At 40.5% G+C, this 22,272-nt stretch carries 20 protein-coding genes; 19 read left to right on the top strand and 1 reads right to left on the bottom strand.

The features are described from left to right. Positions 1–7 precede the first annotated feature (7 nt). The 6 genes from NXH67_RS15000 to NXH67_RS14975 are packed head-to-tail and all read left to right on the top strand — an operon-like array spanning position 8 to position 8,692. Entirely contained in the window at positions 8–1,099 is a 1,092-nt protein-coding gene (locus NXH67_RS15000) for a nucleotidyltransferase domain-containing protein (protein WP_272797907.1), read from the top strand. A gap of 18 nt (positions 1,100–1,117) precedes the next feature. Beyond that, positions 1,118–2,641: a hypothetical protein gene (locus NXH67_RS14995; protein ID WP_272797906.1), complete on the top strand. Its 1,524-nt coding sequence runs from the start codon at positions 1,118–1,120 to the stop codon at positions 2,639–2,641. Next, complete coding sequence (locus NXH67_RS14990) at positions 2,641–4,659, top strand: glycosyltransferase (RefSeq protein WP_272797905.1); 2,019 nt, start codon at positions 2,641–2,643, stop codon at positions 4,657–4,659. Before NXH67_RS14995 ends, NXH67_RS14990 begins: the two co-directional genes overlap by 1 nt. A 23-nt stretch (positions 4,660–4,682) precedes the next feature. Further along, the gene (locus tag NXH67_RS14985) at positions 4,683–5,789 is read left to right on the top strand and encodes a CDP-glycerol glycerophosphotransferase family protein (RefSeq protein ID WP_272797904.1); all 1,107 of its coding nucleotides are present in this window, start codon (positions 4,683–4,685) and stop codon (positions 5,787–5,789) included. Between the two features lie 8 nt (positions 5,790–5,797). Further along, the gene (locus NXH67_RS14980; protein WP_022779292.1) at positions 5,798–6,730 is read left to right on the top strand and encodes an HPr kinase/phosphorylase; all 933 of its coding nucleotides are present in this window, start codon (positions 5,798–5,800) and stop codon (positions 6,728–6,730) included. 3 nt (positions 6,731–6,733) lie between these two features. Further along, positions 6,734–8,692 carry an asparagine synthase-related protein gene (locus NXH67_RS14975; protein ID WP_022779293.1) on the top strand — a complete coding sequence of 653 codons (1,959 nt, stop codon included), beginning with the start codon at positions 6,734–6,736 and terminating at the stop codon, positions 8,690–8,692. Between the two features lie 30 nt (positions 8,693–8,722). Here the strand turns inward: NXH67_RS14975 and NXH67_RS14970 are convergent, their stop codons facing one another. Next, positions 8,723–8,905 carry a hypothetical protein gene (locus NXH67_RS14970; RefSeq protein WP_272797903.1) on the bottom strand — a complete coding sequence of 61 codons (183 nt, stop codon included), beginning with the start codon at positions 8,903–8,905 and terminating at the stop codon, positions 8,723–8,725. A gap of 161 nt (positions 8,906–9,066) precedes the next feature. Here NXH67_RS14970 and NXH67_RS14965 point away from each other — a divergent pair, with 161 nt between their 5' ends. From NXH67_RS14965 to NXH67_RS14905, 13 genes are all read left to right on the top strand, one after another. Further along, complete coding sequence (locus NXH67_RS14965; protein ID WP_272797902.1) at positions 9,067–9,525, top strand: lasso peptide biosynthesis B2 protein; 459 nt, start codon at positions 9,067–9,069, stop codon at positions 9,523–9,525. A 1-nt stretch (position 9,526) separates the two neighbouring features. Further along, positions 9,527–11,224, top strand: coding sequence for an ABC transporter ATP-binding protein (locus tag NXH67_RS14960; protein WP_272797901.1), 1,698 nt, complete (start codon positions 9,527–9,529; stop codon positions 11,222–11,224). 14 nt (positions 11,225–11,238) lie between these two features. After that, entirely contained in the window at positions 11,239–11,934 is a 696-nt protein-coding gene (locus tag NXH67_RS14955) for a response regulator transcription factor (protein ID WP_272797900.1), read from the top strand. A 31-nt stretch (positions 11,935–11,965) separates the two neighbouring features. Continuing rightward, a complete protein-coding gene (locus NXH67_RS14950; protein WP_272797899.1) occupies positions 11,966–12,784 on the top strand; it encodes a sensor histidine kinase in 819 nt (272 codons plus the stop codon). A 12-nt stretch (positions 12,785–12,796) separates the two neighbouring features. Then, complete coding sequence (locus NXH67_RS14945) at positions 12,797–13,798, top strand: glycosyltransferase (RefSeq protein ID WP_272797898.1); 1,002 nt, start codon at positions 12,797–12,799, stop codon at positions 13,796–13,798. An 8-nt stretch (positions 13,799–13,806) separates the two neighbouring features. Continuing rightward, a complete protein-coding gene (locus tag NXH67_RS14940) occupies positions 13,807–14,502 on the top strand; it encodes a polyphosphate polymerase domain-containing protein (RefSeq protein ID WP_272797897.1) in 696 nt (231 codons plus the stop codon). A 21-nt stretch (positions 14,503–14,523) separates the two neighbouring features. Next, positions 14,524–15,195: a DUF4956 domain-containing protein gene (locus NXH67_RS14935; RefSeq protein WP_272797896.1), complete on the top strand. Its 672-nt coding sequence runs from the start codon at positions 14,524–14,526 to the stop codon at positions 15,193–15,195. Positions 15,196–15,199: 4 nt separating this feature from the next. Continuing rightward, the gene (locus NXH67_RS14930) at positions 15,200–17,461 is read left to right on the top strand and encodes a CotH kinase family protein (RefSeq protein WP_272797895.1); all 2,262 of its coding nucleotides are present in this window, start codon (positions 15,200–15,202) and stop codon (positions 17,459–17,461) included. Positions 17,462–17,464: 3 nt separating this feature from the next. Beyond that, the gene (locus tag NXH67_RS14925) at positions 17,465–17,884 is read left to right on the top strand and encodes a hypothetical protein (protein ID WP_272797894.1); all 420 of its coding nucleotides are present in this window, start codon (positions 17,465–17,467) and stop codon (positions 17,882–17,884) included. A gap of 505 nt (positions 17,885–18,389) precedes the next feature. Continuing rightward, positions 18,390–19,211 (top strand): CotH kinase family protein, encoded by an 822-nt coding sequence (locus NXH67_RS14920; protein WP_272797893.1) that lies wholly within the window; start codon positions 18,390–18,392, stop codon positions 19,209–19,211. A gap of 19 nt (positions 19,212–19,230) precedes the next feature. After that, positions 19,231–20,193, top strand: a complete 963-nt coding sequence (locus tag NXH67_RS14915; RefSeq protein WP_272797892.1) for a glycosyltransferase family 2 protein — start codon at positions 19,231–19,233, stop codon at positions 20,191–20,193. A gap of 18 nt (positions 20,194–20,211) precedes the next feature. Then, positions 20,212–21,174: a glycosyltransferase family 2 protein gene (locus tag NXH67_RS14910; RefSeq protein WP_272797891.1), complete on the top strand. Its 963-nt coding sequence runs from the start codon at positions 20,212–20,214 to the stop codon at positions 21,172–21,174. A 17-nt stretch (positions 21,175–21,191) separates the two neighbouring features. Next, positions 21,192–22,265: a polysaccharide pyruvyl transferase family protein gene (locus NXH67_RS14905; RefSeq protein WP_272797890.1), complete on the top strand. Its 1,074-nt coding sequence runs from the start codon at positions 21,192–21,194 to the stop codon at positions 22,263–22,265. The last annotated feature ends 7 nt before the right edge of the window (positions 22,266–22,272 follow it).

Below are 22,272 nucleotides of genomic sequence, written 5' to 3'. Positions count from 1 at the left end.
AAAACCCTTGGATATACCTAAGGAGCTGACAGCAAAGCAGCTTCTTGATATAGCAGTAACCGGACAGATGCAATATCCGATAGCAAGTTCGCTGCTTAAACTTGAGCTTGATGAAGAGACTGCTCAGAGGGCAAAGGATTATCTTAAGCTAAGTACCTTTAAGACCTTTACACAGATGATGTCTGCAAATAGGATAACCGCAGAATTTGAGAAGGAAGGCATTCGGCATCAACTTCTTAAGGGAGCTGTTACTAAGAGCCTCTATCCGTCTCCTGAGATGAGAGAGATGAGTGATATAGACCTGGTTGTCTATGATGAGAGTCTTGATAAGGCAGCTGCTGTAATGGAAAAACTGGGCTACACAAATCATGGCCTTATCAAGCATCATATGATCTTTACTGATCCTAGTAAGGTTTATGTGGAGGTTCACTGGTGCCTGTTTGATGAAAATGCAGATCACAAGCAGCATGTGTATTTCAAGGACAATTTTAAGGCTAAGCTTAAGGAAGGCACTGAGTATACTTATGAGTTTAGCCCTGAGGATTTCTATATCTACATGATCTCTCATATGTCCAAGCACTTCTTCGAGACAGGATGCGGTGTAAGAAATCTTCTGGATATATATGTATACAGAAATAAGCTTGGAGATAAGATGGACAATGCTTATCTTGTTGGTGAGCTTGAAAAGCTTGGAATTAAGGACTTCGAAGAGCATATGAGGGAGCTTGCCTATATCTGGATGGATAATAAGGAGTGCCCTGAGTTCTTCGAGAGCCTTTTTGCGTACATGATTGACAGCGGAATCTACGGCAAGAACGAGAATGGTGTATGGAGCCAGCTTGCCAAGGAGGTATCACAGGAGGGACAGAGCATTAAGCTTCACTACTATTTCCCTTCTCTTAAGTTCATGCAGGAGAAATATCCCTGCCTTAAGAAAATGCCCTTTCTTCTTCCGGGAGCCTGGATTGTAAGAGCCTTAACAGCTGCCTGCAGCAAGGAATCAAGAAATCACAGAAAAGAGCTTGAGGGAGCAGACAAAAAGGAAGTTGATCGCATGCTGGACATGTATCACCGCCTTAATCTGAATTTCAGAAAATAATGATCATTGGGGAGTAAAATGAGCGCAAGCAGATCTAAACGTACAGTCCAGAATATGAGTATGGGCTTTATATATCAGTTTACAAGCATGCTTCTTAGCTTTGTTTCAAGAACTGTATTTATCAGGACTTTGGGTGATGAGTATCTTGGTCTTAACGGTATTTTCGGGGATGTACTGACACTTCTGTCCATGGCGGATCTTGGATTTTCGACAGCTATGGCATATAGCTTTTACAAGCCTTTGGCGGAGCATGATGAGGACAAGATCAGATCACTGGTGACGTTCTACAAAAAGATATACAATACCATTGCCTTAGCGGTTCTTGGGTTGGGGCTATGTTGTATACCATTTTTGCGATTCATTGTTAATACAGAGAAGGACATTGATCATCTTGAGATTTATTATCTCTTTTCTCTTGCGGGAGTTGTCACATCTTATCTTTTTGTATACAAGACGACGCTTCTTACGGCGGATCAGAAGAATTACAAAGTTACCAATATCCGAATGGTTACCAATTTTGTTAAGGTGGTTCTTCAGATTCTTGTACTTTATTTTTTCAGGAATTATATATTGTATCTTGCCATAGGTACCGGAATGGGGATTATCAACAATCTCATCGCATCCAAAAAAGCCGAGAGTGAGTATCCCTATATCAGGAACCTTAAGGTACAACGAGGAGTGGACAAGCAGCTTAAGGACAGTATTGTAGACAACATGAAATCTGTGTTTATCTACAAGGTTTCTACAACAGTCTTTTCCGCGACTGATAATATCATCATCTCGATGGTTATCAGTACCGCTATGGTTGGATTGTATTCTAACTATCTGATGCTGAGCCATAAGCTTCTTCTTATTGAACAGATCATATTCTCTGCCATGACTGCCAGTATAGGTAATGTCATTGCCAGTGAGAAGTCGGAGAAGAGATATCAGGTATTTCAGAGTATACAGTCCATGAGCTTTATCTTCTGCGGTATCATCACCACCTGTTACTGTATTATGGCAGATGACCTTGTCAGAATATGGCTGGGCGACAGCCACAGACTGCCGATGCTACTGGTAATTGCTGTGTCACTGAACACATTCCTTGCCTGCGCTCTTCAGCCCCTGTGGAGCTACAGAGATGCATCGGGACTGTATAGGAAGACTAAATACATTATGTTGGTAGCCACCATTGAGAATATAGTTTTATCTGTTGTATTGGGCAAACTAATAGGTGTTGCAGGAGTTATCTTTGCATCAGCTATAGCAAGACTTACTACCTATTTCTGGTATGAGCCAAAGCTCTTATTCAGGGAATATTTTGAGAGAAGTGCCAGATCGTACTTCCTGGATATGCTGAAAAACTTACTTCTGTCAGTGGCAGTAGTGGGAACAGTATATTTTGTTTCATCGAAGTTTTATGTTGATAACTGGTTTACCCTTTTTGTTAAGGGCGCAATTGTAGGAGTAATATGCACCATGATCTTTGTTTCTGTTTATTACAAGACTGAGGGTGCGCAGAATATTATACGTAAGGTTAAGGGATACATAAGAAAATAATGCAGGATCTGATAACGGTTATAATACCGGTTTATAAGGTTGAAAACTACATAGACAAGTGCATGGAATCTGTGCTTACCCAAAGTTATAAGAATCTGGAGATACTCCTTGTTGACGATGGATCACCGGATAGGTGCGGAGTTATCTGCGACGAATATGCCAAAAGGGATGACAGAATCAGGGTTATCCATAAGCCTAACGGAGGGTTATCAAGTGCGAGAAATGCAGCTCTTGATGTGATGCAAGGAAAATGGGTTGTCTGTATTGACAGTGATGACTATGTTCACAGGGATTATGTGCAGAAACTATACGATGCAGTAATCAGAACAGGAGCCGATATTTCGGTTTGTTCCAATTATCAGGAGAAGAAAGATAAACTGTCTATAGTTGACATAATCTGTGATGAAGAGATTGTTTATAACAGCGCGGATGCATTGTTAAAACTGGTTGAAGATAATGAGATCAAGAGTTATGCATGGGGCAAACTATATCGATCGGAACTGTTTGACGGTGTAAGATATCCGGATGGAAGAAATTATGAAGATATAGCGACTACCTATCTGCTTTTTGATAAAGCAAGTAAAATAGTCAAGATACCATATTATCTTTATTACTATCTTATAAGGGATGACAGTATCTCTTTTAACAAATCAAAGCAAATGTGGCATAAAGGCTGTCATGCTTCATGTTTGGGTCAGATAGAGCGTTGTTCGTATTTTAAGGAAAAAGGGTATGACGACTTGTATCTTAAGGCACAGGCGAGGCTCCTTCCATATCTTTTTTCGAATATCACAAGCGGATATAGTGATGACTCGTTAGCAGATGTGAAGGCAACACAGGAATATATAGAGCGGAATAAAGAGGAATTCCTCAGTAATCCATATATTTCTGAAAAAGATAAGAAACTTATATTTGTCTATTTACGAAATGAAACATATTATAAGTTTTATTCTTCTGTGAAAAAGTATATTAATTCAATATTTACTGTTAAGCGCAAGATAAGGAAACGAATAAGTTTTATTCTTGAAAATAAAGGGTATGAACTCTCTAACGGAGCTTCAAAACGAATTGTGTATTTTGAACTGCCCTGCTTTGATAATCTTGGTGATCATGCAATTGCTTATGTGGCTGAACAAATTTTGGAGGATTTTTGCAAGGAACACAAGGACTACCAGTTTTTTGCAACTGATCAGTGGAATATAGACAGGCCCATCAGCGCATTGAAGAAGCACCTTGGCCCGGATGATGTTTTTATTTGCCAAGGGGGCGGTAATTTTGGCAATCTGTATAAATTCGCGCAGGTTTACAGAGGAAAAGTATATTCCGGATTTAAGAAGAACAAGATCATTGTAATGCCTCAGACATGCTTTTTTGCTGATACTGAAGAAGGAAAAAAAGCATTGGTAAAAGACAGGCAGATGATATCTCGTTGCAAAGACATAACGTTATTTGCCAGAGACAAAAAATCCTATGATTTTATGCGGGATAACTTTGATGTAAATGTTCAGCTTATTCATGATACAGTATCATTTTTTGATGCAACGCAGTTTGCTTCCGATAATAGAAAAGGCATAGTGGCATGTCTTCGTTCCGATAAGGAAGGAACACTGTCGTCAGGGCAGAAGAAGTTCATAATTGATATATGCGAAAAAAAGGATGATGTATTTGTTACTGACACCTGCACAAACAGAAATATCCGTAAATCTGACAGAAAAGCTGTTCTGGAGAGTAAGTGGAGATTGTGGGGGCGCTCAAGACTGGTTGTTACGGACAGGCTGCATGGAATGATATTTGCACTTATTACAAAGACTCCTTGTATTGTTATAGGCAATAACCATTTCAAAGTGTATGAAGCATTTAAGACTTTTGAGGATTCGGGATATTTATTCTTTTTAGAAAACCTCGGTGGTCTGGAGGAAGCTGTTAATGACATGCTTGCAAGAGATTATTCCGTTTGTGACTTTCATGGATACGAAAATGACATTCAGTTTCTGAAGCAAACCATATTTAATGATTAAATGTAAGAAAAGAAGGAATTGCAATGGGGGGCATAGGACTTAAGGCAAAACAGACTGTATTTAAGCTGATAAGGAATGTATTGAGGCCTTTTTATGGCAGGAACATTTGGCTTATCAGTGACAGAAGAGTATCTGCAGGGGATAACGGAGAGGCTTTCTTTAAGTACCTTCAGGACAAAAGGGTTAATGCTGTTTTTGCGTTAGGTAAGGAAAGTAAAGATTATGACAGGCTGATGCAGATAGGGAAAGTGATACAATATGATTCATTTTTATATAAGCTGCTTCTATGTGTTGCAGATTGCCATTGCAGTTCTCAGCTGATCCATATGGAGAGTCACAGGGAGACACCGCAGATTTTTTTGCAGCATGGTGTTGCAGCAAATGATATATCCAGAATGATCAATCCTGCATCTCACGAGAATTTTTATATGATAACTTCTTCAAGACAGGAAAGAGATTATATGCTGAGAGACGATTTTGTGATTGACGAGGATCATCTGTGGCTTACCGGACTTACAAGATTTGATTATTTGAATAATGATCCTAAGAAAATTATAGTTGTAGAATTTACCTGGAGAGCATATCTTTCAGCTTTATCTGACGAGGAATTTATGGATTCCAAGTATTACAAAACAATTAAATCGATAATGGAAGATAAAAGACTCAGTGATGAATTGGCAAAAAGAGGTTATAAGCTGTGTCTGAGACTTCATCCTGAAATAGAATGGCGAAGAGACTTATTTCCGGATAACGCTTGCTGCAGCTTTTATACCGATTCGTATAACAAGATGTATTCTGAAGCTGAACTAATAGTAACGGATTATTCTTCTGCGATTTTTGATTTTGCTTATCTTAGAAAGAGCATAATATATTATCAGTTTGATGGTGATGAGTATTACAAAAACAATCCATTTACCAAGAAGGGCTTCTTTGATTATGAGAAGGATGGCTTTGGTCCGGTAGTAAAAGACTATAGCATCTTGGCCAATATGCTTATCGAAATGGCTGATAAAGGATGCGCTTCAGATGAAGTATACAAAGATCGCATGGACAGAATCTTTGCATTCAACGACAAGAACAGCTGTGAGAGAACATATAAAAAGATAGTTGAACTGCTTTCAAATAAGTAAGAGGTATTATGTATTATTATCAGGTGTATGGATTAGTAGCACAATCGAATATTGAATTCCCACAGCTTCTGCCGGTAGAGCCTTTTCCGGAAGAAAACACAGAAATTGAGATCTATGTGGAAAATAGTGATGCTTTATCAAGATCTTTCGAGGAAATCAAAGCTTCCGGGAAGTACTTTGACCTTACAGAAAACGGTATATGGTTTGATAACAGCGCAGGACATTTTGAGATAGAAACTCAAAATGGGAAAACAGTCATGAAATGTGTCAAATGTTCGGATATTAAGTATCAGGAAGCTCAGTCTTATTTACTTGGCAACAGTCTTGCTATTGCTATGACTCAGAGGAAAAAAATCGCTATCCACGGGAGTACACTTGCTGTTGGAAATAAGGCGATTATCATATGTGGTGGCAGCGGCTCCGGTAAGTCGACGACAGCCATGGGGGTAATAGATAGAGGAGCAAAGCTTCTGGCGGATGACATTTCTGTTATTGATATTGATAAGGTTACCGGTAAAACATTGGCCTATCCGGGGTTTCCTGAGCAAAAGCTTTGCAGAGATGCTGCTTTAGAGAAGGGGCTGAATTTAGATACCCTCAGGTATATTGACGAAGAAAAGGATAAGTTTGCTCTTGACAGAAATAGTATTTTTGTAAAAGAGGGTATGGAAGTATCAGATATCTATATGATTGCTCCTTATATGGGAGAAACTTTGGAAATTGAGGATATCACAGGGGAAGATTCCTTAAAGGCTATTATTGATAACCTATTTTTAAAGGAATTGTATGAGGGATTATTTCGACTTGAACCATCAGATGTCTTTAAATGCGTAAAATTGGCTTCTGAGGCAAAGATACACAAAATTTTCCGACCACTTGAAAAGAATACTAAAGATGAGATTGTAGATTATATTATTATTTCCGTTACAAGAGAGGAATAGAGTATGTCAGCAATTTGGGGAATGATCGATCTTAACGGATCTTATGAAGGTGAAAAAGAAAATAATGAATTCGCTACTAAAATGAAAAGTACTTATGAAAAGTATGCCATTGACAGATATGACGAGTGCTGCTTTGATAGAGGCTTTTTTGCTTGTGGCCTTCAATATTATGGCAGCAGAGCAGAAAAGGAAGTACTGCCTATCAGGGACAATGATAAAGGCTATATTTTTACAGCGGATATAGTTCTAAGTGGACGAAAAAAGCTTCTGAAAGAACTTTCTGAAAGTGGCATAGCCTCTATGGAAGCACTGGAAAAAGAACCGGATGGCAATCTTGCTTATCTTTCATGGCTTATCTGGAATAAAGAATTTGTTAACCATATTATCGGTGCTTTTGCAATTGCTGTTTTTGATGTGAAAAAGAATGAGTTCTTTCTTTTTGCAGATCATATGGGAAGCAGATGTATTAATTATTTTTGCTGTGATGGAAGAATTATCTTCTCAACTCTTACATCGCCTATTGTTGATGTTTTATCCAATCAGTATCGTGAAATAAATGATAGATGGATCGTGGCCTGTGAGGCAGATGATTCACCTCAGTTGTGCTATTATCCCGGGGAAACGCCTTATAAAAATATACAACAGGTAACTCAGGGAAGCTTTGTGCATATAAAGCATAAAGAGTCAGGAGAACTATATTCAAAAGAGGAATGCTATTGGTATCCTGAAAAACTTCCTAAGTTAAAATTAAAGCCTGATGAATATAGGAAACTTTTTAGAGATACATTCTTTGAGTGTGTTAGGGATGCTGTGGATACAGATGTTCCACTTGCTGCCACAATCAGTAGCGGACTTGATTCAACTTCTGTTTCGGGAGTTGCTGCAAATATCCTCAAAGAAGATGGAAGAAAGCTTTACGGCTTTACTTCAGTTCCGCTTTCTGATTTTAACAGCAAATATGATTGGACTGTGGTGACTGACGAAACAAAGGGAGTAAAAACCTTTCTTGAACAGTATAGTAATATACAGCATGAATTTGACCACTATGAAGGAAAAAGCGGACTGACAGAGCTTCACAGAATTGTGGATTTTATGGAAGTACCTGTTAAGGCGATGCGAAATGCAGTCTGGATAGATGATATCTTGGAGAAGGCGAAGGGCAAGGGGTGTAAAGTGCTTCTTCTTGGCCAGGGAGGAAATACGACCATATCACGTGGCCATGTGCTTTCCAGAGTTTATTATGAACTTAGGCATCTTCGATTTATGGAGGCAAAGAGGCAATTGGCAGCTTTTGGTTTCGTTCATGGAATTTCCAGAAAGGAACTTTTTAATGTTACATTAGCCGAATTGTCAGGCAGATTATTTCAGGATATTGGCATAAAAAAAGATTACCTGGATTATATGGATTCAGAATATATTAAAGGAGAAATGCTCCGCAAACATGGAATGAACCGGCTCTTTAAAAAGCATGGAAAGCGTTTTGGATATCATTTTATTGTGAATGATAAGGAAATCAAGCGAAGCATTACAGATAAAGGAACCACCCAAAACAAGAGTATTTTTAATACTAAGATAGGATTATTTCACGGAATAATTTTAAAGGACCCGACAATTGATAAAAGGCTTGTTGAATTGGTTATGAGAATGCCTGAATCGGAGTTTTGCGATAATGGATTGGACAGGCGACTGGTGAGAGGTTATCTGGATGATATTATTCCGGATAAAGTAAGACTTGAGTTTAAAAAGAGAGGACTTCAGGGCGCTGATGCCACATATAGGATAAACCAATTTGGAAAAGAATATTTGAACAAGGAATTGGTGGATGTTTTATGGAAATATCTTAACAAGGATAAGGTATTGCAGCTTCTTTCGAAGAAATCATTTGAAGAAGATGATGTCGACAATTTGTTAAGAATTTTGACTCTTAATGAGTTTCTGACCAAAGAAAAAAGTCGCATGTAAAACATGCGACTTGAAAACCTAATACCTGAATTATGGCTCGTCTACAGGCTCACGATTCTCTCTGTGATCAACATTATAATCAGTTCCGCTGTGGCTCTGGAATACGTTGCCCCACTGATCCTTGAACTCCCAATCCATATGGCCGTGTCCGTGACCAGCTTCTGTGCTGCTGAGAGTAAGTTCTTTAATTTCAGGTGCGTTCCAATTTTTCATATTAGCTTCCTCCTTTAGAATTTATAAGTAAAGGATAATGCGTATTTTTTTTATAGTAAAGAAATCTATCAAAACTGTAATTTTTTTATAAATTTTTAATAAATCGATTATAATTTGTGATGAGGTTCCTGACATGGGACAGGATTGAAAGGTAAAGATATATGGGAATCATAGGTAGAACGTACCGGTTCATCAGGTACAATGAACACAAGGCAATAACCCTGAAAGCCTGGGTATTATCTGCAAGATACAGATTTCAGATGTTATATGCGGACACCAAAAAGCTTAATAAAAAGTGGGGAATAGAGGGGGAAGAATCCTCCTATGAAGCCACTCCGGAGGAATACCGTTTTTGCAGGAAAGTTTCCTATGCAGTGAACCAGGTCTGCAGTAAAACCAGGTGGGAGAGCAAGTGTCTTGTAAGGGCCCTTACAGCCCAGAAACTTCTGGCTGAAAAGGGCGTAGAATCCACTCTTTATCTGGGGTGCAAGCTGGATGAAAACAAGAAGATGGTGGCCCATGCCTGGATACGTGTGGGTAAGGTTTATGTCACCGGAGGTAACGGCGCTGCAGACGGATATGCTATAGTAGACAGATTTAGAGCGAGGGTTAAAAAGTAAGATGGGTAAGATTGAAAAGATAAAGCATTATTGGAACAGAAGAGATGATGCTGGTAGATATTTTGTATGGGTCATGAAGTATACCAGGCCATACATTCCGCAGTTGTCATTACTTCTTTTCTTTGACCTAATAGCAACTTTTACTTCCGTCGGAATGGCGGTTATAGGTAAACAGCTGATAGATAAGGCTTCCGGTGGTAAGATATCTGAGCTGTGGTCAATAATTGCACTGTATGTGATCATTATCCTGGCCAGTCAGGCTCTTTCCGTTGTCAGTGAACTGATTGCCGTAGTTGTATATGAGAAGTTTGGCTTTGGTATCAGGAAAAAGGTATATAGAAGGATGCTGGATACCAGCTGGCTTGATATTTCCAAGTATCATACCGGAGACCTTATGACAAGACTTACCAGTGACGTGGGAGCTGTGTCGGACGGTATTTCCAGAACAATACCAACTATTATAAAGCTGTTTGTTGAACTGGTTGTTACCTTCTTCACTCTGGCATACTATGACCTTCGACTTGCACTTTTCGCATTGTTGGTTGCACCGGTTGCAATGCTTGCAAGCGTTTGGCTTGGAAGAAAGCTCAAGTATCTTACGATCAAAGTTCAGCAGACAGAGTCCAAGTACAGATCCTTTATGCAGGAGTCACTGGCCAATATTCTTATTGAGAAGAGTTTTTGCCTGGAGGATTATTCAGAGGAGCGACTTACCCAGCTTCGTGATGAGAGAATCTATTGGGTACTTAAGAAGAACAGGACAAACCTGTTTGCGTCTACGGTAATGGGACTTTCCTTCCAATTCGGATATATTGTTGCTTTTGCCTGGGGAGCTGTCTGCATAGCAAGAGGAAGCATCACATACGGTACAATGACTGTTTTTCTTACTCTGGTAAACAGAATCCAATCTCCGGTGCTTGGACTTGCACAGCTGGTGCCAAGGATCATCGGAATGCTGGCCTCAGCAGGGCGTATTATTGAGCTCCAGGCTCTTCCAAAGGAGGAATATCTTGGAAGAAGCATTTATCCGGAGTCGGTGGGTGTCAAGGTGTCCAAGGTGTCCTTTGGATATACTGATGAGCTGGTATTTGAGGATGCCGACATTGAGTTCAGACCAGGCGAATTTACAGCAATTGTAGGCAGATCCGGAATTGGAAAGACTACTTTGGTAAGGCTGATAATGGCCTTTACTCAGAAGTTCAAGGGTAATATCACCTTTTATAACCAAAAGGGAGAGGAGATGCCCGCAAGTCCCGATGCCCGTAACTTTATCTCCTATGTGCCCCAGGGCAATACACTCTTTTCAGGAACGATTAAGGACAATATCCTTATGGGCAATAAGAACGCCAGCGATGAAGAGGTAATTGTCGCACTTAAGAGTGCATCTGCCTATGACTTTGTCATGGAGCTTCCTGATGGGGTAGATACTGTAATAGGAGAGAAGGGTGTTGGTATTTCCGAGGGACAGGCCCAGAGAATTGCCATCGCAAGGGCACTTGTAAGGCGTGCACCGTTCCTTATACTGGATGAGGCAACTTCTTCTCTTGATGAGAGTACGGAGCTCAGTGTTCTTGAGGGAATCAGGAAATGGAATCCTTCACCAACATGTCTTCTTATTACACATAGAAGGTCCGTTCTCCAGTACTGTGACAGGGAGATTCAGATTGTTGATAAGAAAATGAGTGATGTGGCTGTTTGATAACCGGAGGGGTTATGATTAAGATTCTTATGATCGATGATGATCTTGAAGTTTTAGAGGTTAATAAGAGATTCTTTGAGGAAAAGGACTGCAAAGTGGAAGTTTGCAGCGATGCCATGGCAGCACTGGGACTGGTAAAGAGATTCAAGCCTCAGTGCATTTTCCTTGATGTTATGATGCCTGACATTGATGGCTTTTCACTGTGCAGACAGATAAGAGAGGTTACAGATGTACCTGTTCTGTTCCTGTCAGGAAAGGTTTCCGAAGACGACAAGGTTGAGGGGTTCGAGGCAGGCGGCGATGACTACATAGAAAAACCCTACAGCCTTAGAGAACTGTATGTCAGGATGAACTCTCATGTTCGAAAGAGCATGGCCTCTGCTAAAAAAGAAAAATCCAGCGTAATGATAGATTTAAATCCCTTTTATATTGATAAAGAGAGACACAAGCTTTTCTATGAAGGGGAAGAGATTCCAATTTCCAACAAGGAATATGATCTCCTCCTGTTTCTTGCCAAGAACGTAGGTAAAGAGATCACCTTTGAGGAAATCGGAACGCAGCTGTGGGGCAGTTATATCGAGACCGACAGGCGTAATGTGATGGTTAATGTTTCAAGGCTCAGGAAAAAGATTGAGAACCAGACCGGTGTTGATAATTTTATCGAGACGGTATGGTCCAAGGGCTACAAGCTGGTGAAGCTTAGAAAGTAAATATCAAGTAAGCATAAGATTCGGGGAGATTATGAGTACTAAAAAGAAATTCGAGCAGCCCTCTGTCGCAAGTGATACAGTGGCAGAGCTTTCTGCCAAGTTATTGGAGGCAAACAGAAAGCTCAAGGAAGCTGAGCATGAGAGAACTCTTATGATAGAGAACATTTCCCATGATCTCAGAGCACCTCTTACCGCTATCAGAAGCACAGTGGACTATATGAGAGAAAAGAGTAAAGACGGTCAGTGCGATATGCCTTCCGAGGACAGAAAGGCTATGCTAAGCCTTTTGGATGTAAGGTTAAGGACCTTGGAGGTATTGGTAAACGATCTGTACTACATGACCTGCATAGAAAGTGGCAGAGAAGAGTTTGACCTTCAGGTTGTTCCTCTTGTACAGTTTCTGGAGGAATATTTTTTTGCCTTGGAAGTAGATGAGAAATATGCGGCCTATGATCTAAGGCTGGAGGTTCCTGAAGATTTGGAGGCTACGGTCAATATAGATGTTTCCAAGTTCTGTAGAGTGCTGGATAACCTTTTTACCAATGCAAGAAAATATACCGAGGAGGGAAGTACCATAACCCTTGGAGCGGGAATGGAAGGGAACGAGGCTTTCTTCTATGTGAAGGACAATGGGCAGGGGATTCCAAAGGAGTCTCTTCCATATATATTTGACAGAACTTACAGAGTTTCGGGAGCAAGGACTCCTTCCGGCGAGTCAGGAAGCGGCCTTGGGCTGTCAATTGTAAAGAGTATAGTTACACAGCATGGAGGCGAGGTATGGTGTGATTCGGACCTTGGCAGGGGCAGCACTTTTACCGTGAAGATTCCCGTGGCAGGCGGGAAGTTATAATGGGGAGATTTCATGAGTGTTAAGGTAAGTATAGTAGTTCCGGTTTATAACGGAGAGAAATACATAGATTCCTGTGTGAAGAACCTGAAGGCACAAACATATGACAATCTGGAATTTGTGCTGGTGGATGACGGAAGTAGTGACGGTACCGCCGCAATGTGCGACAAGGCTTCCGCGGAAGATGACAGATTTGTGGTTATCCATCAAAAGAACGCAGGTCTTAGTGCCGCCAGAAACGCAGGTACGAAAAGGGCTTCAGGTGACTATGTCGTATATGTTGATGTTGATGATGATATCACAGAGGATCTTGTTGCCGATAATATCAGGATAGCACTTGAATCTGATGCTGACGTTGTTATGTATAACTTCTGGTATTACAACGTGGACACAGATGATAAGAAGGAAAATGCCTACGAAGGGGATTTTGTGGGCTCAGGGGAGGAGTTTTTCCACAAGTATTTGGGGAAGACCATCAAGCATGAGATTTTCAATGCGCCCTGGAACAAGCTCTATAAGCTTGAATTTCTAAGGGAAAACAAGCTGGAATTTCTTCCGGAATATCCGATCTACGAGGACATAATTTTTGCTTCCAGAATGTTGCAGCATGCTAAGACAATTGCCGTGAACAGTAAGAGATATTACGTATATTATGTCAGAAGCTCAGGAAGTCTTATAACCAAATATGTGGACGGATATTTTGATTCTGTCACATGCTTTTATGAAAATGCGCTTAAGTACTGCGATAAATATGATGACAATGAAAAGCAGAAAAAGAGTTTTTCAGAATTGTATGTAAAGCTTGTATCCACTAACCTTAAACAGATAAGTAATAAGGCAGATATGGATAAGTCCAGGAAACTGGCTTTGATCCGGGAAATCTGTAACAATGAAAAGCTTCGAAGTGCGCTTAGGATTGCAGAGCTTGAGTCAAGAAGACTTTTTGCCAAGCACTTCATCCTGACGAGGAATGCAGTGGCAATCTACCATATGTACAGATTCCTTGGAAGAAGGTAGAGGTGTCCATGAGCGAGAATGTTTTAAAGGTATATCGTAGCGAGTGGAAATTCTACATTAGTCTTGGGGAGTATCATTATTTAAAGGGACTGCTTTCCGGAATCATGACTCCGGACCCTCATATGGAGGATAAGGGGGAGTATTACATACGAAGTTTGTATTTTGATTCCGCTGACAATAACGATTACGTAACCAAGGTGGCCGGAATCGAGATGAGAAAGAAAATCCGTATCAGAATCTATAATACCAAGGCGGATGCGGCCAAGCTTGAGATCAAAAATCGTTATAATCAATATATGCTGAAGGAATCTCTGACTATCGACAGAGATGTTGCGGAACGGTTGATTGCAGGAGACTATGAGACCCTGGATAATTATTCAGACACTGTTGCACGCAAGGCTAAGAATATCATGGAAACGGGAATCTATACACCCAAAACAATTGTGGATTACGAGAGGGAAGCATATGTCTATCCGGAGCACAATGTGAGAGTTACCTTCGATAAGAATATCAGGGCAGCAGCTTCGGACAGGATTTACGACAGCGATCTTCCAATGACACCCCTTCTAAGGGAGCCTGTTATGGTGCTGGAGGTAAAATACGATCAGGTGCTTCCGCAGTTTATCAAGGATGCGATCAGCACCGCAAGACTACTAAATTCTTCCGTCAGCAAGTATTGCATGGCAAGAGAATTGGTGGGATGAGGGAAAAAGAGGGAGAGCTTAATGAGTAAGAAAGAACTTTTGTATTATTTGTTGGAGAACAACACTAACATTTCTGTTGCCGAGGTGGCAATCGGCCTTATAATGTCAGTTCTGCTGGCATTCTTTATCTATTTTGTCTACAAGAAGACTTACACGGGAGTTATGTATTCCAAGAACTTCAATGTGACACTTCTTCTTATCACTGTGATAACCACCATGGTAATGATGATAATCGGCAGTAATCTTGCCTTATCACTTGGTATGGTGGGCGCACTTTCAATTATCAGATTCAGAACTGCAGTTAAGGATACCAAGGATTCGGCTTATATTTTCTGGGCCATTGCCGTTGGTATTTCCTGCGGATCCGGAATCTATTCTATTGCAATCCTTGGCAGTATTGTAATAGCTATTATTTTGTTCTTTATCAGCAAGGATATTCTTGATGACAGTACTTATCTTGTTATCGTGCATGGTACAGAGGGACTTGATGAGCAGAAGGTTACCGAGACTGTAAGGAAACACTGCAAGAAAGTGAATCTTAAGATGAAGAACATTACTTCTGTAAGCAGTGACATTACTTATGAAGTTTCTTTGGCTGCAGATAAGGATAATGAACTATCAGGGGAGCTTAAATCACTGGAAGGCGTTAACGGAATCAACATTGTAACCTATAATGGTGAAATTGCGGGGTAATCTTTTGAAAAGCAGGGCAAAATACAGGATCCTCGCAGGTGCCGCGTTTGTAGCATCGCTTTTTCTTATGTGTGATTGTATCAGTTATGATGTCAAGGACAGATACGATTATCCGGAGAATTCTACAGACATTACGCTATGCATCAATGAAGTTCTATATTCAAATCTTGGATATATCAAAGATGAAGACGGGGATCGCAGCGACTACATAGAAATATACAATTACGGTGACAAAAGAGTTAATCTTAAGGGAATATCTCTTGCAGATCACAGAGGAACTAAGGGAAGATGGTACTTCCCGGAAACTGATATCGAGGCAGGAGACTATCTTGTGGTATGGGCTTCAGGTAAAGACAAGGTCACGGCAAACGGCGAGATTCACACTGATTTTATGGTTAATAATTCCGATACCATAACACTCTATGACTCAGATAATGAGTGTATAGACGAATTCTACTTTGATGGTACTGTAGATACCGGAGTTTCTGTTGGAAGGGTAGAGAAGCACCCGGCGGAGCTTGCACTTTTTGCAGCTAATACTCCCGGGGCGCCCAATAATGCTCAGAAAATATCTCTGATCACCCGAATTGATGACAGCTTGGGGGTTCCGGAGTTCTCCAGACAGGCAGGAATCTATGACGAGGAATTTGAACTTATCTTAAGTGCAGGGGAAGGAGAGAAGATTCTATATACTTTGGATGGCTCAGAGCCTACTTACGGATCCAAAGTTTACGAAGGACCAATCCAGATTAAGGACAGAAGCGCAGAACCTAATACCATAGGAAATATTAAGACTACCATTAATTATTCAATGTATTATACCTGGGAGAATGACTATACCTATAAAGGTACTGTCGTAAAAGCCAGGATAATGAAAGACGGAGTTCTTTCAGATGAGACTGCGACAGCGTCATACTTTATTTCACCGGACACAAGCTTTAACATAATTTCGCTATCTGTAGATCCCGATAAAATGTTTGATGAGTGGGAGGGTCTCTATGTGCCAGGTGAGACTTATTATGTGTGGAAGAAGTACAACAGAGAAAACTTCTGGAGTTTTTCACCCGGGAATTATAACAGTGATGAAAAGCTTAAGGCACATATTGAGATATTTGGAAGTGATGGCAATCTAAGGGCTGACAACAATGTGGAAATCTCCATGATGGGCGCAGCTTCAAGGAAGTCTGCTGCCAAGGGCATTAAGGTGGATATGGATGAGACCAGGTCAAGTTTTTCCGGTAGAATGTTTGAACTTCTTCCCGTAAGTGACGGAATATCACGTGTTGGAATGGATGCGATTGCGCTAAGGGCTGCGGGAACAGAGTTTAACTGGACAATGTTCGCTGATATATTGGCCCAGTCCTTGGTAGCTGATAAGTATGAGGTGACAACTCAGGCGGCTCAGCAGGCAGTTCTTTTTATCAACGGTGAGTTTTGGGGGATACATAATATAAGAGAGACCTATAATGCAGATTATTTTTTCAGGCATTATGGCATAGAGGAAAAGAATCTTGCGCTTATCAAGCTAAATCTAGGAGTTTCTGATCATGAGCCGGAGATTACGATTGGCATAGAGCAGGATCTTCAGGATTATCTGGACCTTATAGATTACGTACAAAGTCATGATCTTAATGACCCCGATTGCTATAAATATGTCTGTGACAGAATAGATGTGGATGCATTCATAGATTATTATGTGGTGCAGATGTATCTTGGAAATGATGACTGGCCGGGAAACAATTACCGCATCTACAGAGCAGATCAGACCGGATTTGATAAGGGAGATAACAGGTGGAGGCCGGTACTGTTTGATTTGGACAATTCTTTTAGATATATTGATTTCAACACCATAGATTATGTTCTTAACGAGGAATATGATGAGGAAAGTGTCAAATCCATTGCGCATTTTCATGACATGAACAGAGAACTGATTCAGGCTCTTATACAGAATGAGGAATTTAAGAATAAGTTTTTTGACCGGTTTGAAAAGAGTCTTGACACTGTTTTTAGTAGTGATAATGTACTTGAGAAAATAGATAGATTTGCGGACCTCTATCGCCCGGAGATGGATGATCAGTACACCAGATGGCACACCAAGACCGGTTGGTTTAATAAGATAAAATTACTGTTTCACAAAGGGAGCAGTGAGGAGGGACGTTATAGCGTTGAGACCTGGGAGGACAAAGTGGAAGGCTTCAGGACCTTTGCTAAGGAAAGGCCGGATAAGTTAAGAGACTATATCACTCAGTATCTTGATGAGAACTGATATATGAGAACTAAAACAGCTCTTATTGTTGCTCCTTTCATGATCTATTTTGCAGTCAAGGGGGCAACCTATGATTTCTGGTATGGCACACTTTTATATAATATAGCCTATGCCACTAACTCAAAGGGTGGCATCATGACTGTTATAAAAGGTGCAGCCGGACAGATCGGAAGCTATGCTATCATGGCGGCAGGTATTATCTGCATTATCAGAAAGAAGTACTTCGACAGAGCACTGTATTTTTCACTGGGCGCAGCTACAGAAGTGCTTCTTATGAATATTATGAACTATGGTCACTACTCAATGATTACTTTTGCATATCTGCCTTGGATTTATTATGGATTCTTGGTTCTTTGCCTCCTCAATTACATTGTGGATTACTATATATTTTGTGACAGCATATTTCCAGCTGTATTTACATGATTGGTCGGATAAAGCTGGGAATAATATCAGCTTGTTACTGATTGGATTATTTGCCCATATCAGTATAGTTATGGCGATGAATTTCTCAGGGCTTATAGTTCAGAGATTTAGTGATAATGTTTTAAAACATGCAATGAATCCTAATCCGTTTCTTTTGGCTGTCTCAATTGCATTGTTTAATCTTTTTAGAAAAATGAGATTCAAGAGTAGGATAATAAATTATATTTCCGGCCTTTCCTTGCTTACTTACATAATTCATGAAAATATCCTTCTTCGTTGTTATTACAGGCCGGCAATATGGAATTATGTTTATCAAAACTTTGGATATTCTCATGTGCTATTCTGGGTATTTGTGATAGCCTTTATTATCCTGGTATTAAGCACTGCTGTTGCGGCACTATATGATATAACACTACGAAAGGTAGTGAGAAATGCATCATATGGCTTATATTCTTTTTTTGAAAAGTGCTTATCTGAAGTTGGAAGAGAAGTTGATATCTTATACTTGATATATGAGAAGGCGAATGGAAAGTTAAAGGAGCGATCAGAATTTCCCGTCAGCAGCAACGCCTCGGTTGAAGGCCTTGAGAGCGTGACCTTAAGAGCCGGAGGAACGGATTTCAATAGAAGCATGTTCGCGGACGCCCTGGCTCAGTCACTGATTGCCGATGAAATGGAGGTGACAACTCTTGCAGATGAGAGCAATTATGAATATGTCTGTGACAGGAGCGACCTTGACAGTTATATAGATTATTATGTGGCAGAGATATATTTCGGAAACAATGACTGGCCCGGCAACAACTACAGGATATGGAGAGCTGACCAGAAGGATTCTGAGTATGGTGACAACAAGTGGAGACCTGTTCTTTTTGATGTGGACGAGGCCTTCAGGTTCACGGCCTTTAACAGTGTGGAATATATCCTTACAGAGGACTACGACAAGGATAAACTTGATGATGATTATTCCCGTGGCTTTGACGACAACAGGGAAATAATCGATGCACTTATGAAGAATCCTGAGTTTATGGAGAGATTTTTTGACAGATTTGAAGAATGTCTTAACACTGTTTTCTCTGAAGACAATGTTCTTGCGGCCATAGAGAGATATGAAGACCTATACGGGCCTGAGATGGAAGAGCAGTTTGCCAGATGGCACACAACCGATGGATGGCTTACCAAGGTGAAGATCAAACTTGGCAAGGGTTATACCGAGAAAGGCAGGTACTCCGTTGACACATGGGAAAAGACAGTGGAGGGTTTCAAGACCTTCGCAAAGGAAAGACCAACTAATATCAGAAGATATATAGCACAGTACAAAGAGAATTGAAACGAAAGCGGATTGAACTATGGAAGAACTTATAAGCGTCATTATTCCGGCTTACAATGCACAGAAACATCTGGATAAATGCCTTAAGTCCCTTTATGAGCAGACCTATAAGAATCTTGAGATCATTATCATTGATGACAATTCTACAGACAGAACTCCTGAAATAATCAGGGACTGGAGCAGTAAGGATGATAGGATTGTTGTAATTCATAATGATAAGAATTTAGGGCATGCTCTGGTGAGAAATCCCGGCCTTGATATGGCCAGGGGGAAGTACATTGGCTTTGTGGATTCCGATGACTATATCCATCCAGAGTTTTTTGCCAGAATGAAGTTTCTTATTGATGAGTATAATACTGATATTTCATTATGCTATGAGATACCCTTCAAGGAGGGAGAGACGGAGCCGGTATTTAACAAGAAACCAAATGGGAAGATCAAACTGGAAAACCATGAACAGTATATAGAGCATTTCATGGATAATTTTACCGGATTTATAGGCTGGAGCTGGAATAAGCTGTTTAAGGCAGAGTATCTTAGGCAGATAAAATACAGGGACTATATGTACGAGGATATAGTGATGAATGCAGAGTATGCCCGCTATGTGACACGGGCAGTATGGACCTCTGACAGGATGTATGCCTACAGAATCAGTGAGGAGAGCACCACAGCTGCGGGTAAGAAGAATCAGGCCCTGCCTGCAGCACAGTCTTTTCTTGCTACCGAAGAATATCTTTCTGACAACTCTGAAGAATATAAGAGAAGATATCATATGTATGTTCTTGGCAAGGTTGCCAATCTCTATGCCAACTGCAGAAAACAGTTTGGAAAAACGGGAGCTACCGGTGTATATGAAGCTTATGTGGAGGAGTACAAAAAAAGCACTGTTAAGCTCAATAATTTCAAGGATAAGTTAAAGCTTTGGCTTGCACGCTATATGCCAGGGGTGTATTACCTTATGGCCACCAAGGACGAGTACTAAGCTTTTGGGGAATGTATTATGAAAAAAATCTCAGTTATCATACCGGTTTATAATGATGAAAGCGGCATAAGGCGCTGTATTGACAGTGTCCTTACGCAAAAGATTGTAGAGACGGAAATTCTCCTTATCGATGACGGCAGCACAGATAATAGTCCTCAGATACTGGATGAATATGCAGCTTCTCATGAAAATATCCGCTGTATCCATAAACAGAACGGCGGAGCAGCTTCAGCCAGGAACCTTGGGCTTGATGAGGCCTGTGGGGATTACATATTTTTCCTTGACGGAGACGATTTTATCGAAGAGGATGCTCTGTCAGCTCTTTTAACTGCTTCAGATGAATACGATGCGGATATGGTCATAGGAAATTTCTGCACCAGAAAAAACGACGGGACTCTTATAAAGAATTTTACAATCCCGGAATATGCCAGAAACAAGGTTATCTCCGAATACGACTACTGGAGGCTTAACGCAGAGAGCAGTACCTATGTGACTACTGTGGTCTGGACAAGACTCTTTAAAAAAGAGGTCCTTCAGGGCGTGCGTTTTAAAGAGGGTGTTATCCATGAGGATGAATTTATCCAGATTGACTTTGCCGGCAGGGCGAAGAGAATCTATGTACTTGATAAGATAATAACCAGTCAGTGTATGAGCTCTGACAGTGTGATGAGAAGGCCCTTTAACATTAAGAACCTTGCATTTGTACAGGCTCGCAGGGAGAGAGTGGATTACCTTATTGGCAAGGGCTATTATGACATGGCGTTGTATAACTTTGGCTTTGGCAGCAGGTCTTTGATTATTGCCCACAAGAAGCTTAAGGACGGAGAGGCCCAAAAAGAGATAAAGAGATTGTACAGGGAATATAAGGCGTTGGCTACAAGACTTTCAACCTGCGTCAGCACCAAGGATAAAATAAGATTGACACTGTTTAGAATAAATCTTGATCTTTATGATATTGTAAGAAATGCACTTAGAAGTTGAGGGGAATCGAGGTAGATATGAAGAAGATTTTACTTGTGACAATTCAGGGGGACAACGTAGGCAACCGCCTTCAGAACTATGCTCTGTTGGAGACGCTGAAGGCTGAGGGTTGTGAGGTTTACAGTCCTTGTCTTGTCAATAATTCCAGTTTTACCAAGAATATCAAGAATGATGTGAAGATATTTTTGTATCGCCTGGGAGTTAAGAAATTCGAGGATAAATATATCTGGAAGGCAAGGGCTAAGAAATTCGCCAAATTCAGCAGGGATCATATTGATAATCTTTTTAGAGTAAAATACAAAAGGATCAATCCAAAGGATTTTGATAAATACGATTATGCAATTACCGGCAGCGATCAGGTGTGGCACAACTGGTCCGGAGAAGCAGACGAGCTTCGCTATTACTACCTGGATTTTATGCCTGAGGAGAAGAGAATTGCTTATGCTCCGAGCTTCGGCTTTGATGAGATCCCGGATCAGTACAGAGATATCCATCTTGCAGGCATTAAAGGCATGAACAGAATTTCCTGCCGCGAGCAAAGCGGCGTGGAGCTAATAGAAAGGGAGACAGGAAGAAAAGCAGAGCTGGTAGTTGATCCAACACTTCTTCTTGATAAGGATAAGTGGCTTAAGCTCAAGAAGCAGTCTCCTTTATACAATGGAAGACCCTTTGTGCTGATCTATTTCCTTGGTAATAAGGTGGAGAGCTACAGAAAAGCAGTATCTGAGATTTCCGTCAAAGAGAACCTTGATGTTATTGATATTTACAATATGTCTTATGATTCTCTTTTGACCACTCCCGATGAGTTTATTTGGCTTATCGAGAATGCATCCTATGTTTGCACTGATTCTTTCCACGCCACAGTATTCTCAATCCTGTTTGGCAAAAAGTTCATGTCATTCAGGAGATCGCAGAAAGGAAATGAGAATATGTTTAACAGAATTGAGACTCTGTTAAACATGTATGGCCTTACGGACCGAATTTTTGAGGGCGACAATATTTCAAAGATTTACGAGAATTATAGCCCTGCAAGTATCGACGATATCAGAGAAGCTTCTTTTAAGTATCTGAGAGAAGCTATAGGAAAGTGATTTTTCA

It is taken from the genome of Butyrivibrio sp. DSM 10294 (genome assembly GCF_028539135.1).
Lineage (GTDB): Bacteria > Bacillota > Clostridia > Lachnospirales > Lachnospiraceae > Butyrivibrio.
Note: the sequence above shows the minus strand (reverse complement) of the source record. Positions and strands in the feature narration are given on the sequence as shown.

Excerpts from the sequence above, each read along its gene's own strand:
- NXH67_RS14995 (WP_272797906.1), top strand. The coding sequence starts at position 1,118 with ATGAGCGCAAGCAGATCTAAACGTACAGTCCAGAATATGAGTATGGGC.
- NXH67_RS14990 (WP_272797905.1), top strand. The coding sequence starts at position 2,641 with ATGCAGGATCTGATAACGGTTATAATACCGGTTTATAAGGTTGAAAAC.
- NXH67_RS14985 (WP_272797904.1), top strand. The coding sequence starts at position 4,683 with ATGGGGGGCATAGGACTTAAGGCAAAACAGACTGTATTTAAGCTGATA.
- NXH67_RS14980 (WP_022779292.1), top strand. The coding sequence starts at position 5,798 with ATGTATTATTATCAGGTGTATGGATTAGTAGCACAATCGAATATTGAA.
- NXH67_RS14975 (WP_022779293.1), top strand. The coding sequence starts at position 6,734 with ATGTCAGCAATTTGGGGAATGATCGATCTTAACGGATCTTATGAAGGT.
- NXH67_RS14970 (WP_272797903.1), bottom strand. The coding sequence starts at position 8,905 with ATGAAAAATTGGAACGCACCTGAAATTAAAGAACTTACTCTCAGCAGC.
- NXH67_RS14965 (WP_272797902.1), top strand. The coding sequence starts at position 9,067 with ATGGGAATCATAGGTAGAACGTACCGGTTCATCAGGTACAATGAACAC.
- NXH67_RS14960 (WP_272797901.1), top strand. The coding sequence starts at position 9,527 with ATGGGTAAGATTGAAAAGATAAAGCATTATTGGAACAGAAGAGATGAT.
- NXH67_RS14955 (WP_272797900.1), top strand. The coding sequence starts at position 11,239 with ATGATTAAGATTCTTATGATCGATGATGATCTTGAAGTTTTAGAGGTT.
- NXH67_RS14950 (WP_272797899.1), top strand. The coding sequence starts at position 11,966 with ATGAGTACTAAAAAGAAATTCGAGCAGCCCTCTGTCGCAAGTGATACA.
- NXH67_RS14945 (WP_272797898.1), top strand. The coding sequence starts at position 12,797 with ATGAGTGTTAAGGTAAGTATAGTAGTTCCGGTTTATAACGGAGAGAAA.
- NXH67_RS14940 (WP_272797897.1), top strand. The coding sequence starts at position 13,807 with ATGAGCGAGAATGTTTTAAAGGTATATCGTAGCGAGTGGAAATTCTAC.
- NXH67_RS14935 (WP_272797896.1), top strand. The coding sequence starts at position 14,524 with ATGAGTAAGAAAGAACTTTTGTATTATTTGTTGGAGAACAACACTAAC.
- NXH67_RS14925 (WP_272797894.1), top strand. The coding sequence starts at position 17,465 with ATGAGAACTAAAACAGCTCTTATTGTTGCTCCTTTCATGATCTATTTT.
- NXH67_RS14915 (WP_272797892.1), top strand. The coding sequence starts at position 19,231 with ATGGAAGAACTTATAAGCGTCATTATTCCGGCTTACAATGCACAGAAA.
- NXH67_RS14910 (WP_272797891.1), top strand. The coding sequence starts at position 20,212 with ATGAAAAAAATCTCAGTTATCATACCGGTTTATAATGATGAAAGCGGC.
- NXH67_RS14905 (WP_272797890.1), top strand. The coding sequence starts at position 21,192 with ATGAAGAAGATTTTACTTGTGACAATTCAGGGGGACAACGTAGGCAAC.